General features: G+C 41.7%; 10 protein-coding genes and 1 tRNA gene. 5 read left to right on the top strand and 6 right to left on the bottom strand.

Annotation, left to right across the window (positions count from 1 at the left end):
• Positions 1-249: 249 nt before the first annotated feature.
• A tRNA-Gly gene (locus AAFM34_RS18090) sits at positions 250-320 on the top strand.
• A gap of 167 nt (positions 321-487) precedes the next feature.
• On the opposite strand, the gene AAFM34_RS18085 is transcribed toward AAFM34_RS18090, so the two are convergent.
• Positions 488-1,111, bottom strand: coding sequence for a recombinase family protein (locus AAFM34_RS18085; RefSeq protein ID WP_341665236.1), 624 nt, complete (start codon positions 1,109-1,111; stop codon positions 488-490).
• Between the two features lie 239 nt (positions 1,112-1,350).
• Here AAFM34_RS18085 and AAFM34_RS18080 point away from each other — a divergent pair, with 239 nt between their 5' ends.
• The 4 genes from AAFM34_RS18080 to AAFM34_RS18065 all read left to right on the top strand — a co-directional run bounded on the left by AAFM34_RS18080 (position 1,351) and on the right by AAFM34_RS18065 (position 5,026).
• Positions 1,351-3,225 carry a hypothetical protein gene (locus AAFM34_RS18080; protein ID WP_341665234.1) on the top strand — a complete coding sequence of 625 codons (1,875 nt, stop codon included), beginning with the start codon at positions 1,351-1,353 and terminating at the stop codon, positions 3,223-3,225.
• Positions 3,206-3,685 carry a DUF1240 domain-containing protein gene (locus AAFM34_RS18075; RefSeq protein ID WP_042770331.1) on the top strand — a complete coding sequence of 160 codons (480 nt, stop codon included), beginning with the start codon at positions 3,206-3,208 and terminating at the stop codon, positions 3,683-3,685. The genes AAFM34_RS18080 and AAFM34_RS18075 overlap by 20 nt, the downstream gene beginning before the upstream one ends.
• Before the next feature lie 100 nt (positions 3,686-3,785).
• A complete protein-coding gene (locus tag AAFM34_RS18070) occupies positions 3,786-4,415 on the top strand; it encodes a DUF2628 domain-containing protein (protein WP_341665232.1) in 630 nt (209 codons plus the stop codon).
• A gap of 71 nt (positions 4,416-4,486) precedes the next feature.
• Positions 4,487-5,026 (top strand): hypothetical protein, encoded by a 540-nt coding sequence (locus tag AAFM34_RS18065; RefSeq protein ID WP_341665230.1) that lies wholly within the window; start codon positions 4,487-4,489, stop codon positions 5,024-5,026.
• 42 nt (positions 5,027-5,068) lie between these two features.
• Here the strand turns inward: AAFM34_RS18065 and AAFM34_RS18060 are convergent, their stop codons facing one another.
• The 5 genes from AAFM34_RS18060 to AAFM34_RS18040 are packed head-to-tail and all read right to left on the bottom strand — an operon-like array spanning position 5,069 to position 13,696.
• The gene (locus AAFM34_RS18060) at positions 5,069-7,270 is read right to left on the bottom strand and encodes an AAA family ATPase (RefSeq protein WP_341665228.1); all 2,202 of its coding nucleotides are present in this window, start codon (positions 7,268-7,270) and stop codon (positions 5,069-5,071) included.
• Positions 7,267-7,752: a VPA1267 family protein gene (locus AAFM34_RS18055; protein WP_052036771.1), complete on the bottom strand. Its 486-nt coding sequence runs from the start codon at positions 7,750-7,752 to the stop codon at positions 7,267-7,269. Before AAFM34_RS18055 ends, AAFM34_RS18060 begins: the two co-directional genes overlap by 4 nt.
• Entirely contained in the window at positions 7,745-8,512 is a 768-nt protein-coding gene (locus tag AAFM34_RS18050; protein WP_341665224.1) for a hypothetical protein, read from the bottom strand. Before AAFM34_RS18050 ends, AAFM34_RS18055 begins: the two co-directional genes overlap by 8 nt.
• Position 8,513: 1 nt before the next feature.
• Positions 8,514-12,143, bottom strand: coding sequence for a VPA1269 family protein (locus tag AAFM34_RS18045; protein ID WP_341665222.1), 3,630 nt, complete (start codon positions 12,141-12,143; stop codon positions 8,514-8,516).
• 2 nt (positions 12,144-12,145) lie between these two features.
• A complete protein-coding gene (locus tag AAFM34_RS18040) occupies positions 12,146-13,696 on the bottom strand; it encodes a tyrosine-type recombinase/integrase (RefSeq protein ID WP_341665220.1) in 1,551 nt (516 codons plus the stop codon).
• Between the last annotated feature and the right edge of the window lie 245 nt (positions 13,697-13,941).

The raw sequence follows: 13,941 nt of genomic DNA, 5'->3' as shown, positions 1-13,941 counted from the left end.
GCATCGTATAATGGCTATTACCTCAGCCTTCCAAGCTGATGATGCGGGTTCGATAAATGTAGACCCAAAATCATACTTTAACCAACAGGTGAGTGAGTGAATTGCTTATATCACTGAGCTTGAAGGACACCGCAAGTAAGGCTAACTAAAGTATATCTACTTTTAGTTTGAAAATGACCTTACTTTATGCTCTACTCTAGAGCATAGACAATTTGATTAGTCACTCCAGATTTAATGAGTGTACTCTGAGCGCGTATCGTATAATGGTAATACCTCAGCCTTCCAAGCTGATGCTGCGAGTTCGATTCTCGCTACGCGCTCAGAGTACACTTTTTTCCTTTTAGCTCGATGAGCTGTACAACTCTCCTTTTTCAATACCAGAAATAGAGTCATATCGCGTGTTATGGCAGTTTTATGCTGTATCTGAAGTCATGCTTTACAATGTTATCTAAAGTTCGCTTAGAGTGAAGGGGCGGTGCTCCTGTCGCTATTCGTGATTGGTTTGTTTGATATAGCGGTAAAGTGTAGCAACGCCTATACCAGCAGCCTTAGCAGCTTTCTCCTTGCTCATCCCTTTTTCAACATACCTTAACGCTTCTATACATTTGTTTATTGTCGATTGAGTTTGTTGTTTACCTTTGTACTTTCCTTCTGTTTTTGCTCTCTCTATACCAATAAACTGCTTTTCTAGCATTTGCTCACGTTGCATTTGGGCAACGGCTGAAAGAGTGGTGACAACTAATTGACCAGTTGCACTGGTGATGTCGATACTTCCTAAGTCGGCAATGAAGATTTTGATCCCATCAGATTTGCATCTATCAATTAAGTCGAGCACATCACGAGTGCAACGACCTAGTCTGTCGATTGATTGAGTGACAATCTGATCTTGAGGCTTTAGTGAATCCATCAGCCTTTGCCACTGCTCTCGGTCAGTTGTATTTTTAGCACTGACTTTCTCACTAAAGATTTTGTCGAAGTTAAAACCTGTCGATTTAAGCAACGCTATCTGCTGTTCAAGGTTCTGCTCTAAGGTGCTTACCCTTGCATATCCGTATATCGCCATAATGCACATATCTCTATCATTAACATGGTTATAAGATAAATCTATCATATAGATTTATCAATCTCTAAATGATAGTGGAATAACGTCCTGTCTTTGGCTCATACCTATCTGATAGGTAAGAAAATATGATTCACTTCTGGAAGTACTGTAATGATTATACTGAGAGCCTTTATTGAACAGCGCTAATACTAAATGCTTTTTGCCTAACCAATTGGTGAATATGACTATTTTAATTTTCTCGTAAAACCAGTATGTTGCAATGTTAGGAAATTATCAGGCAGCGAAGCATGAAGAAACCACTCGATCAGGTAAGAGTTAGAGGCGCAGGCTATAAACCTGTTTTGGATGATGTCCCTCAGTACACGCCATCGACAGAACGGGTAAAAGACACCCCAGAGCCAACACCGACCCATGAGTGTAATATTAAAATACTTTGTACACTTGAAGATCTAAACCAGCTTCAAGTGGGGGTGTGGGCTTTAGCTAAAACACCGAATGAGCCTAAAATCATGAGCTGGACTAAAAAAGCAACGCAAGAGAGTGAGGTATTACTTTCAGCTAAGTGCTTGTCCAATGAGGAAAAGGGCTTACTTCATGATGTATTTGTTGATGCTGGTCATATTACTCAGCACACTATTACACCGAAGCCTATTAACTCATCACATATACATGCCGAATACATCCCTGTTAAGTTGATGGTGCAGGTTTCAGAGAGTGACTTAGCTTGGGCGACACATGGCTACTATTACCACTTCCTTGATGGAGTATTAGTCAAAGAATACAAAGTAGCGGGTAATGATCGTTGGTCTTGCCATCTGACCCGTTCAAAAGCCCTCTTCTTGTCTGATGAGCTATTATCTGACCATCATTACACTTCTATTTTATTGCCTTATAAGCTAGAAGAGAAATCACTGCCACCTCAACATATTCTTTTTAGAACTGAAAAACTGACATCTGAAGAGCTAGCAAATATTAACCACGCGTGGCTTGAAGAAAATGCCGTTACATTAGATATTGAACAGCTCGTTTCTATTCGACAAACAGATCTTCTGGAGCGTCCAAAAGATACTGAGTCACAAAGCGACTTTAAAGAAAAGTCAGCCCCAACTCACACAGTTAAGACTCACGTTGATACAGGGCAAAGCGAAACTTGGACAGATATTGCAGCTCAGTATGGACTCGCTCCCAAGGAACTACTGACACTAAATCCTCTTTATGAACAAGACCCATTATCGCTAAAAGTCGGCGATAAACTTCAAGTAAGGGAGTGGCAAGCACCAGAACAATGCAGTATATCGGATCAACCACATCCGATAAAAACCATTGAAAAAGCCCATTCTTTAGGTGATGTATGGGGAAAATATCAACATACGACCATCAATGATAAGTTGGTTAATATTTCCCAAGATCAAAGCGTGTCGGCTAACACTCCTGTTATCAACGCCACTCACACGTATTGGCCTGCCTATAACTTCCTTGCTAAAGAAGGTGAAAAACAGATTGAGGTGATTTATCGCAGCCAGACAGCAGAGATCGCGATCTTTACGCCTGAAGAGTGGAAAAAACTGTTTGAGATTTGGGACTTCAATGGTGATGTTAAGACCGTCAAAGACTCGCTAACAGGGTTATATAATGCCAGAGAAACTGCCAAAGCACTTGGTGGCTTGGGTGTGACCGCTATTGTCAAAAACATCGATGGTGTCGAGTATCTCTATTTAAATAATTACGATAAGTTTAAACAGACAATTTTGCATGGTGGCGTCTTCCGTGCCGATAACCCTCAAGTGGTGAAAATGGGAATGGGTGCTCTTGATTCAGTTAAAGGCATGACCCGTTACGTAAAAACTTACGCCCCAGCCGAATTTCTTCTTGGCTCAGGGATCAATGGTCTTAAATATCTATTAACCGATGACTATACACTAAGAGAATTAGGTGTTGATGAAGCTAAGCTTTTGGTTCATGCGGTAAGTGTTGCTGGTACTGCTTTAGTTTTGGGTAAAATCGTCGCATTTGGAGCAGGATTGTTATCACTTCCTGTAACGGTTCCCGTATCTTTAAGTATCCTTGCTTTCTCTGCTTTTGGGGTATGGTTTATTGATAAAGAGACTGATTTTGAGAAAAGACTAGTGGAGGCTGTCGTTGATGAATTCGATGGCGAATAAAATAGGTTGTATCGCTTTTGTTTTAACTGCATTCGCAATTTCGGTTATTACTTGGTGGGTTTATTGGCAATTTTATGTTGTACAAATTTTTAATCCTTCATCGGAATTAGTTGCTGATCCGCTATATTTTATGTCAATAATCTTTGGAGTGTCTGGTTCTATTCTTGGCATAACCACGCTGTTATCTTTACCTTTAATTACATACGTTTGGTATAAACAAGCTGAAATAACGTTAACTCCGCAGCCTATGAAAATGCGTTATTTTACTCTGCGAAATATAAAGAAGTTTTTTCTTATAGTAGCAATCATCGGCGGTGGTTTTTCCTTCGTGTCTAACATCATCTTACTTCACAAGATCATTCCTGATAACGGCTATGTGCTTTGCCCGAAAAAGATCGGCTACAAAAAGAATTTACTTCGAGACTACGTTCTAGATGTCAGCCAGTGTGAAAAGTTTTAGGTAGGAAAGAGTTCTTACTCAGAGAAGGTTCACGGTGACGCTGAGCCTTATTTTTGGCGTGAACAACGCTTGGTGTTTAATTCGAGAAAGGTTTTATAGTTTGCAAGATAGTATAAATGCAATTGATGACCTAGATGTTAGTAATAAGTGGAAGCGCCGTTTTCATCTATTGAAAAATCTAGGGGCAGATGAACTCAGCCATGCTTTGATTCTGAAGAGTGAAGCATATAGGGCATTGTCTTTTAAAGAACGTATCTCTTTTATTTCTAATTTTGCTGCGTTTTTTGGTGGTTTTATATACTACTTTTATAAGCGTATGCATCTAAAAGGCTTGGTAATTCTTTCTTTATCTATGCTTTGGATAGCTGCTCTAGCAGGAATTGAGTTTGTCAGTGGTGTCGTCATTCCTGATGTGGTTTTTTGGAGTTTATCAGCGTGCTTGTGCTCCCAGTGGGCTAACTATGACCTGTATCGAAAAACATTCCATAGCGAGCAACTATGGGATTGGATTCCAGCGCGGTGGCGAAATAAATCAAGTGTTCTTTGGTTTCTAGCTCTGTGTGCAGCAATCTGGGGTGGTTCAATTTACTACACTGCTACGCATACATACTCAACTTATGCAGCATATGATGATCCAAATGCCATACGAGTTCCTTGTGGCTCCTTCGTAATGTTTGCCACTCAAGAAGAATTTGATAGCTATGGTCGAGATATCATTTGCAATCAGTAATGAAGATTAACCACCAACTTGACTCGGTGACGACGACATTCAGACTTAAAATGACTAGGTAATATAAGCAGATGCTGAATCGCTTTTACTTTCATCTTGAGCAACGGAAGATATTGTATCAAGGTAAAGAAGATATAAGCCCTGAGATTGCTAAGGCAATGTTTTCAAAGCTGAATACGGGGTACTACACGTCACAGGAAGAAGAGTTCATCATGAAGCTGTTTGTTAAGAAATCCTTTCTAAACAAACGAAATGGTGAGTATGAGTTTATTAAAAAAAGTAAACCTTATAAGCCGAATGTTATCCCCAAAAATATTCGAATTCTCTTTCTATCGATTGCGGCTGGGTTAGTCCTCTATGGTTTGTTTGGTATCAACCACGGAGAGATTTACTTACCCTCCAAACGAGGGCATGGCATTACTTTTGTCGGTGATTCTCTTTATGTTTTATTTGGCTCTTTTGTGATGCTTGCTATCGCCTGTATCATTATTGTCGTGGATCACTACGATAAGAGGAATAACGAGCACCTCTATGATTTAGCGTTAAAAGGGCTTGGCTATGTCAGCTTAGCCTTCTACATCGCGGCTTGTATTTGGAGCTTTGCGAGTTAAAAGGCTTCGCAAGCTGCGTGAACGCAGCAGCTACGATATTGATTAACTCACTCTTTGCCATTGATTTCGGAGTGTGACGACAGGTCTCTCTCTTTGATTGGTGGCATAGAGGTACTCTTCGTGGATCAGCTTGTCCAGCCAAGTTCTGCGCTTGTACCGTGCGCTCAAGCTCGTTACTGCTTTTTTGAAGTTCGCTTCGGAGCCAACGATATGCAGTTCATCTTCTGTTCGAGTTATCGCAGTATATAACCACGCACGGTCAACCATTGGTGCGCCATCCAATGCCACTAAGGTTCGTTTAAATTGAGAGCCTTGCGCTTTATGTAGCGTGATCGAGTAGGCGCGTTTCAACGAGTCAAAGAGTGCTCTGGTCAGGTTGACCTCTTTGCCGTCATCCGTTCTTACTCGCCCTAGGTGATTCCCTTTTGACTCAATGCTTTCTAGTACGCCAAGCGTGCCGTTTTGAACACCTGCTTGGTAGTCATTGATGGTAAATATCACAGGGTCATTGATTCTAAAGTCTGTCTCTAGTTTTTCATCACTGTACATATGAACATACATAGCTGCACCATCAGGATTCACCACCTTTTGGCAGGATTCGTTAATCTCTGAAGTGATCTTTATTGAGGAAGAGACCACTTGACTGTCAGAGGGAGCCTCTGAGTAAAGCCTTGTACAGGTCTCCACGATATCTTCGTCACGGACGGGATGAAAATGAATGCATCCTGTACTCAACTCTGGCGGTACGATCCCATCATTGACTGATTTTGAGTATTCGGGTATCCCAGAGGATTCAGATTGCCTTTGCACAATATCAAGCTTCACGACAGAAATAAGCCCTGAATCAATCATGTCAGACAGCACTAAACCTGAGCCGATGGACGGTAGCTGGTCACGGTCTCCGACAAGCAAGAAGCGAACGGATGGGTCAGAATGCGTCACAATCTTATACATGGTGTGTAGATCAAGCATAGAAGCTTCATCGATAACAATAAGGTTTTTGCCTGCGCCGATAGGCGGCTCTCTTAAAAACCTTGCTATCGTTGATGTTGGTAGCCCGATTGATTCATGCAGCCGCATTGCGGCTCTGCCAGACAATGCCATCGGATAAATGTTGAATTTCAATGCGGAGTAAGCTTTTAAAACCGTTTTTAGTATGGTGGTTTTTCCTGTACCTGCACCGCCAGTGATAATGGAAACGTGGTGTGACAAGGCTTCTTTGACTGCAAGCTGTTGTTTATTTGCGAGCGTAAAAGGTAATTCATTGATGGCTTGATGCATTGCCGTTTCAGTCGCGCAGTTCCACTTAACTTCAGAGGTGACGAGCTTCACTAACCTTTTTGCGATCACCGCTTCTGTGACGTACATCCCTACAGGATGATAGTGTTGGGTATCAGGGTCGATGCGGAAGGATAATTTATGTCCTGCCACTTGCATGGCTTTATCGACAACGTCATAGCTGCGCATTATATCAAACAACTTGCTTCTTAGTTCTCCCTTTGTCATGTACGTATGCCCTGAGCGGGTATGGTTACGTATCGTTTGCTCTATCGCAGCAATAAATCGGATATCTGCGTGGCGTTCGATATGAAAGTAAGAGCGAGCAATCTCATCGGCATCTTTGAAGTTCATACCGAAGGTCACAAGTAAGTAGGGATTGTCCTTTAACTCTTCAACGACTGTATTTTTATGATATTTGAAGAGCTTTTGCTGTATTGCAGGCGGTATGCCATGAGAGCAAAACCATTCCGTGTACTTTAGGGTTTGATATTTTTCAAAGCCAGCAATGAGAGCAACCGCCGATTTTTCGGTGAGAATACTCAGTAGCGGGTTCAGTTGTTGTTTCTCAAGGATCTCAAAGATTTTCGAGCCATAGGTGCGCCACAACTCTTTGGCTTTACTTATACCAATACCAACAAAATCACGCTCTTTCGAAATGAAATTCACAAACTCATTGGAGGCTGATGGCAATACCAGTTTCACTCGCTTTGGGTTGATGAAGTCAAAGCGTTTAAGTTGATAATGCCCTCGCAAGTCATCAACCATCACGAAATCCCCCGTGATCTGAACGCATTGACCTTCTGAAGGGGCAAAATCCATGACGTTTACAGGGCAACGAACCAGCACGTAAGATTTGGCTGAGACCATTTCAGGTTGAGATTTGCGTATGAAAACTCCAGTGAACTGAGCTTCTTTGTTGGTTTCAAAATGGATAGTTGTTATCTCCATATAGGCGGTCATCATAGCTCCACCCCCATACCCATTTCGCTCATGATTTCTTTTAGCTCTTCAAAGCGCTTTAATTCGGCTCTAAGGCGCTGGTTCTCTTCTTCAAGCTCTCTGAGTCGATTTGTATCCACATGGCGCTGAGAAGCGCCCTGATCGTATTTCTTCGGTGAATCCTGAGCGACTTTGCCTGACTCCGTGAGAGCGGGCAGAATATTTTTCTCTCTAAGCTCTGTTTCTAATTCTTCCAGCAATGCTTTAATTTTCGGGTTTTGCCGCAATGCCGAAAGCCCTACGCCTGATTGAGCGGATAGCTCCGCTCTTGCGAGATTATGTGTTTTAGCATTCACAAGTGGCAGCCAAGTTTTAGAGTCGTAAATCTTACAACCATTGGCGTCCAATGGAGTTTTGCTACTTAACCACGTTTCGAATTTTGAGGCATTTTTATCGCCACTAGAGAGCTTTTTGTCGGCATCTTCTGTTAAACCAAAATCACTCATGAGACTGTCCCGTTAAAGCATCAGTAATGTATTTCCATTCGTCACTGCGAAACAGGACTTGCTTCCGAGACTTGCTGACGATTTTTAACACCGTTTTTTCATTTCGAGTTTCGGTTTGGAAGTATTCAGGAAACTGCTCTGGTAGATTAACTAACTTTGATATTATCTGAGCGAATAGAGCATCTTCGGCTGAGGTGTCTGAAATGACCTCTAATGTCGGAAGCCCTTTTTCAGCAGTCGTTTGGTGCGAGAGCGCAAGGCTAATGGGTTGCTTTCTCGATTGTTCCTGTAGTTTGGCGGTTAATACTTTTCTTTCATTCTCTAAAGCTTGCACCTGCATTTGAAGCGTTCTGACATAAGCTCTTGATTTAGGATCTAATTGATCTACAGGAAAACTCACTTCGCTCCGTTGACTTGCTGGAGCCTTATTTTTAGCACCCAGGCGTTTATCTTGTTTAATCACATAGAAAGAGATAAACGCCTTAAAATTTACATTATTTGCAATGGATTGATATTTAGGGGGAACGCTCTCTTTCTCTGTTTTTTCAAACAGATCTGAGTTGTCAACGTTTTGGATGAAAGCGGCAATCGTTGAGTTGTTTATTTTCGCACCTGAAGCCAGCATGGTTTTGGCTGCTTTTCTTATGTTTCGGAGTGACATCTTCGAAATGGGCGTACCGCACTTCTCTTCACATTGAGCGAAAAGCGCTTCCTCTTCATCTCTGAATTTTTGTTCAATGTCATTGAGTTGTTGTGTCATCTCAAATGTTCTCCTCTAACATATGATGCGTAAGGCTTTTTTGATTTTTGGGTAATGTCAGTTGTTGTTCGATCATTGACTGAAGTAAATTGGCTGCTTTTGTGACCTTCTCCAGTTTGAGTTGGCTGATCTCCATTAATCGACCGTCAGATAAAGCAGCTATCTCACCTTGACTGAAATGTTCATTTAAATAATCAGCGAGTTTTAAAGCACCTTTGTTCGCTAAGTGTTTATCTTTGATCCGTGCAAACAAAAAGGAAGAATCAAGGTGACTCACAATAGTATCTAAAAACTCTCGTAACGCTCTGGCTGGGTTTTCTGGAATAGGAACGGAGCCTTTCGGGAGAAGGTATGCTTGCTCAACAATCGTGTGTATTAATTGATACTCTGAACCTGACTTCAAGTTGGCGGTGATATTTACATCTCCGATCAAGGCGGGTTTATTGCCTGACTCGGTATCGCTTGTCTCTCGAAGCTCTTCCGACTGTAACACAGCTAGATAACGGTTCTTCCATGCCTTCATTAAAGGAATTAGCGATTCTTCGATACCCTTAATGCTGGATTGAGTAGAAGTGATTTTGACATTAAGTCTTTGTCGTTCTTCAGGGGTCTCGGCATCTTCTAGCGCCCATTCAATTTCTTCAACACACTCATTGAGGTACTGGATTTCTTTACTGGATTCTTTTAAAACAAACATGATTCGATTCAGCTCCATGATTTGTTCAATCAAAAAATCAAAACCAGTTAACCAGAATCGACAATTACCACACCCGCCCTGAACAGGAATAAATATATTGTCTTCCTCTGGGTGAGGCATACCTTCTGAGCATCCTGCGCAACCTTTGCCACCGAGAGGACACATTCCGCCCTCGACAGGGGCGAAGGTAGCGATATTTCGATGGTTTAAGTCAATATTTGAGGATTGGTCATTGGGAGCAAATAATTTTCTTTTGTCTTGCCCCAGCAGGACTTTATCACTGGCTGATGGTGCGTATGGCGTGGACTCATTGGCTTGCAGAATGCTTTCCTTGATGATATCTGACTCTGCTTTGCTATAACCCAAGGTCATGAAAATAGAAGCGTGTCCAGCGATAAACTCCGAGACGATATGTAAAGGCACGCCAATATCGAGTAAATGAGAAATCCCAGCCACTCGTAATGTATGGATATCAAAGATAGATTTTCCATCCGCATCCGTTAGCGTGACATCAAGCCCTTCTTGTCGGAGCTGCTTTTCTGTTTCTAAACACAGCTCATCAAAAATGCGTTCAATTTTATACTTACTGATCGGTGGGTGGGTAATAATGTGCTTACCACTGAGTTTGTAGCTGACAGTTTCTGTTAAGTCTCTGAATACAGGCAGTATAAACGGAACATTAGCCATGACATTTCTGGCATTGGTAATGCGCTCTCTATCGGATGGAAGGTGGTCGAATCTTAGAGGCTGCGCATCGGCTGAATATTGTTCAAGCCATTGGAGCTGCTCAAATAATACATTGTACGGATGATTTAAGCTTTTCTCATAGGTGTGTTGAGGATTAGATATGTAAGGCCAAGGGATCTCATACCCATTTTTTTCATCAGGAGACCACATCTGAGTTTTGTTCGTATTGATATAAATGGAAAAGTCGGAATCTCCCGACATCAATCGATTTGATGGGCGTTGTAAAACGCCAACAGCACCGCCATTCACATCCCATTGTGTTCGATGGTATTCACTTTCGAAATGCTTCAAAGGGGATAGGTTTTCTTTAAAGCTTTTGGTTGTCGGGTCAAAGATCTCTTGATCAAAGTAGCCTTGATCTAACCAACGAGCCTGAACACCTCGTATCGGCAACAATAGCAAAAAAGCGAGAGAGGCTGCTCTGGAGGGGCAAAAGACATATTGTTGAGACTCTGGCTCTAGGAAATGGTCAGTACGTCCTTTGGCATGATGGCTATTAAGAGCTGCGAGAGAAATCTGCTCTGCCCATTGGTACGTTGGTACGCCTTTGCTATCAAAGCCACAAAGTATCTCTACCATTTTATCGACAACCATTGACGTGATTCTGGCTCTTGGCGTTTTTGAGCGTCTTCCTCGACCTGTAAAATCTACTTTGGGTAGATTTTTAAATGGTGATTCAACATCCCGCTCTTCCAACTTCAGTGCATTTGCTACGCCGCGATAAAAACTTTTTGCCAGCCCCCATCGGTGTCTTTTGGTCTTCTTGGATTTGACGCTTTGAGTGTTATTGATATAGTCAAAATAACACTCAGACCTATCTACAAATGGAGAGGGAGTGTATAAATCAATTGGTTTTATATCCCAAGGACTTAGCGCTCCACGGTATTGTACCGCCCATTTTACAAAATGCATGATGTCGGATTTATAACCATCTGACGTCAATTTTTGTTGATGGAATATTGATAAAGCATCTTGCCATGCATCGGGCAGCGGTTGCGCTACTACACCGATAGGGATATCTGCTGCTGACTCAACAGTAATAGCGCCATTTCTTTCAACCACTTTGTAGCGCTCATACCAATGTAATGAGTTTGAGTCTTGTTGTTTATAAATGGTGTCGCACATCTCCAGAGGGTATCCCAACCCTACGGACTGTGTAAGCTGCTCCATTATCTTTCGATAACCAAGCCTTGCCGCTCTATCTTCACTGAATAAATAGCCACAAAGTAGTCGAATTTGTATCGGAAAATTCAACGTTTGACCGATGGATGTGCAAAAGATAAATCGAGACCACAGAGAGGTTAGAATAGACTTTCGATCACTACTAAAAGCTTGGGCTATTGCGTTATCAAGATCATTAGAAGCGAGAGCGCGAAATTGTAATCGTGGTGTTTTCTTTGAATAAGCAGGAAGCCAGCTTTTTGTCACGGTTCCATAAGACAGCAGCTTGAGGTAGATATTTCGATACAGCGAAGACTTTCGTCGATTGGTTTCTGCCAGATGTTCGCCACTAAAAATCAATAAGCAGTCAGCGTCACCTAGTATTGAAATTAAGTCATTGGCAGTCTTTTTACGTTTAACATCATCAAGTTGCCCTATGCACCATAGTATTTGTTTTGCAATGTGACCACATCCCAACTTGCTTATAGCGTGTTTTCTACTTAGCAGTAATGCAGGGAAAAGGTTGATGTCAAGCTTTGCCAACGCTTCTTCTGTGATCGCATCAGCCCAAGCTTCAAACATCGTCAACTCATCAATGATTTTACCAATGACTCCTTCGACTTTGTCCGCTGTAAGACTGAAAATATAGCCTCGCAATGACTTTCTATTTTTTACGGGACTTTTCTCCGCATAAGACGCCAACCAAGCATCAAGAGCCTTGTTTCCCGTCGCTGACATCAAAGTAAAGTTACGAGATTTAGACTTGTTAGCATGAAACTGACGGTAAAAATCTAAAGAGAGTTGAATGAGCGCTTGTTTAAAAGCAGCCATGAGATTTTTTTCAATATGCTCTATTAGCACTGATGCATTCGTGTTTTGAAAGCGTAAGTTAGAGGAAAGGTTTATCAGTATTGGCTCTTCATTTTCTTTAAATGAAGGGACTTGAATTAAAGCGCCTGAGAGTGTTCCTGCTGCGTGGAGATCAAGTAAGTGAGCATTATCTTTAATGATGATATCTGGTGTCATGATTATCTCAGCCAGTTGTCTGGATACTGGTATTTAAAGTGTTGGTCGAAATCTGCTACAGCAGGAAGGTCTAATGGGACATCGGATGGTTCGCCAATATGTTTATGATGAGCAAGTAGCAGTTCGTGACGAACGGTGGCATCCGATAAGTGGTAGTAGATCTGCGTACTGGAAATCTGACTGTGATGCAGCATCCCTTGAAGTTTTGTGATGTCTATTTTCAATACAGTGGCGCAATAAAATCCGAATAAATGCCTTAATGAATGCAAACCATAACCTTTTCCTGCCAACCCCATTTTTGTGAGTGAACGTTTTAATGAGGCATTGATAGCGGATATCGTGAGTGGCAATCCATACTCATCATCGGTGATTTTGATGAATAGCCAAGGATGCCACGGCCAGCCATTAGGGTTTGGTTTCCCTGTACTAGGGTTACGATAAATGTATGTGTTCATATATTCTTCAAACACTCTGGCGGCATAACGTCCTATCTCTGGGGAGCACCAGAATACTTCGCCATCTCTGCTTGATGCTTCCGAAGGGGTAAACGATGCTTCAAAAAAAGTCATTCCTTTAAAACCAGAATGCAACCCATCATTACGATTCAATACCTGATCTCTGGTTTGTAGGTGCCTTAGTGGATGGTTCGGCGGCAACTGCTCATTCGCGTAATTCTCTTCTATGTATTCTTTTCTGGTGGTTTTCCTGATCTTGCCATCAGAATCTTTCCACGAGATTTCACCATAAGTCGGGTCATCCAGACGAACTCGAAGCATATGATTGTTATCGATACCAATAACATCATCAAAAAAGGTATGTAGAGGTTCAGATCTTCGAAGAGAGCCTCCGCCATACATCAAAAACACTAATTTATCTCTAGGATTGCCAAGGGTCTCTATCAGCTCTATAAAACGGTCAGCGGGGAAACACTTATTTATTCTGTCTTGTAAGCGCTTCGCTCGTTTATGGACTCGGTCTTCTCGAACAGAAACAGAGAATTCTTCTTTCTCATGCTCTTGAGCTGGGAAAAGGTGCAATAAGGCATCCCAACCTGAACGTTGTTTAAAGGTTAGGTACTTTTCGTAAGAGGATAGAAAGATAGTTTCAGAAGGATTTAACCTGTCAGCACCGTGAAACACACTTTGAAACTTATCAAAATCATTAATGTGCCGAAGGTACGTTGTTTTTATGCTTTTGGCTTTGACGGGCTTCCAGCCAAGAAAGGCTGATTTAAGATAAGAATCCGATGTTAACGTACAGAACTGATCAGTCCCAAACATCTTAGCATCAAGAAACTTTTCAATTAGTCGATTGGTGTCATAATCGTCACCTTCATGGATGGTGAGCACTTTATGGAAATTATACAAATGACCAATTGCTCTCATTGCTTCTTCTAGTGATGAAGGAGTGATTCCTTGCTTTATCATCCCACTAATCCATTGGTTAACACCAATTGCAGGCTCTCCATCAAAAAACATGATAGGGATATCGAACTTGGGGTATTCGGTGGTTCTGACCCACTTGATTGAATAAAAACTGAAGAAATCCATCATAATCCCTTAAAGTACAGAAGTATTAAAGTATGATGCAGATGTCTTGATTTTAAAAGGTGTTTTTACTAGAATTATTTTTTGTTGCAATGTGAGATCTTACTGCTATAATGCGCCGAACTCTTCTTAAGGAAATGACTAACAAGGCTTAAGAGCATAATTCTCAGCGCTTTGAAGTTTCTAAAGCGGAGAGTATAGGGCAACATAAAGTATATCGTTTTAGGTCTACCTTTTTCGATTCCCGCTGC

This window comes from Vibrio sp., assembly GCF_038138445.1.
GTDB lineage: Bacteria > Pseudomonadota > Gammaproteobacteria > Enterobacterales > Vibrionaceae > Vibrio.
The sequence above is the reverse complement of the archived record's forward strand: the minus strand, read 5'-3'. Positions and strand labels throughout refer to the sequence as shown.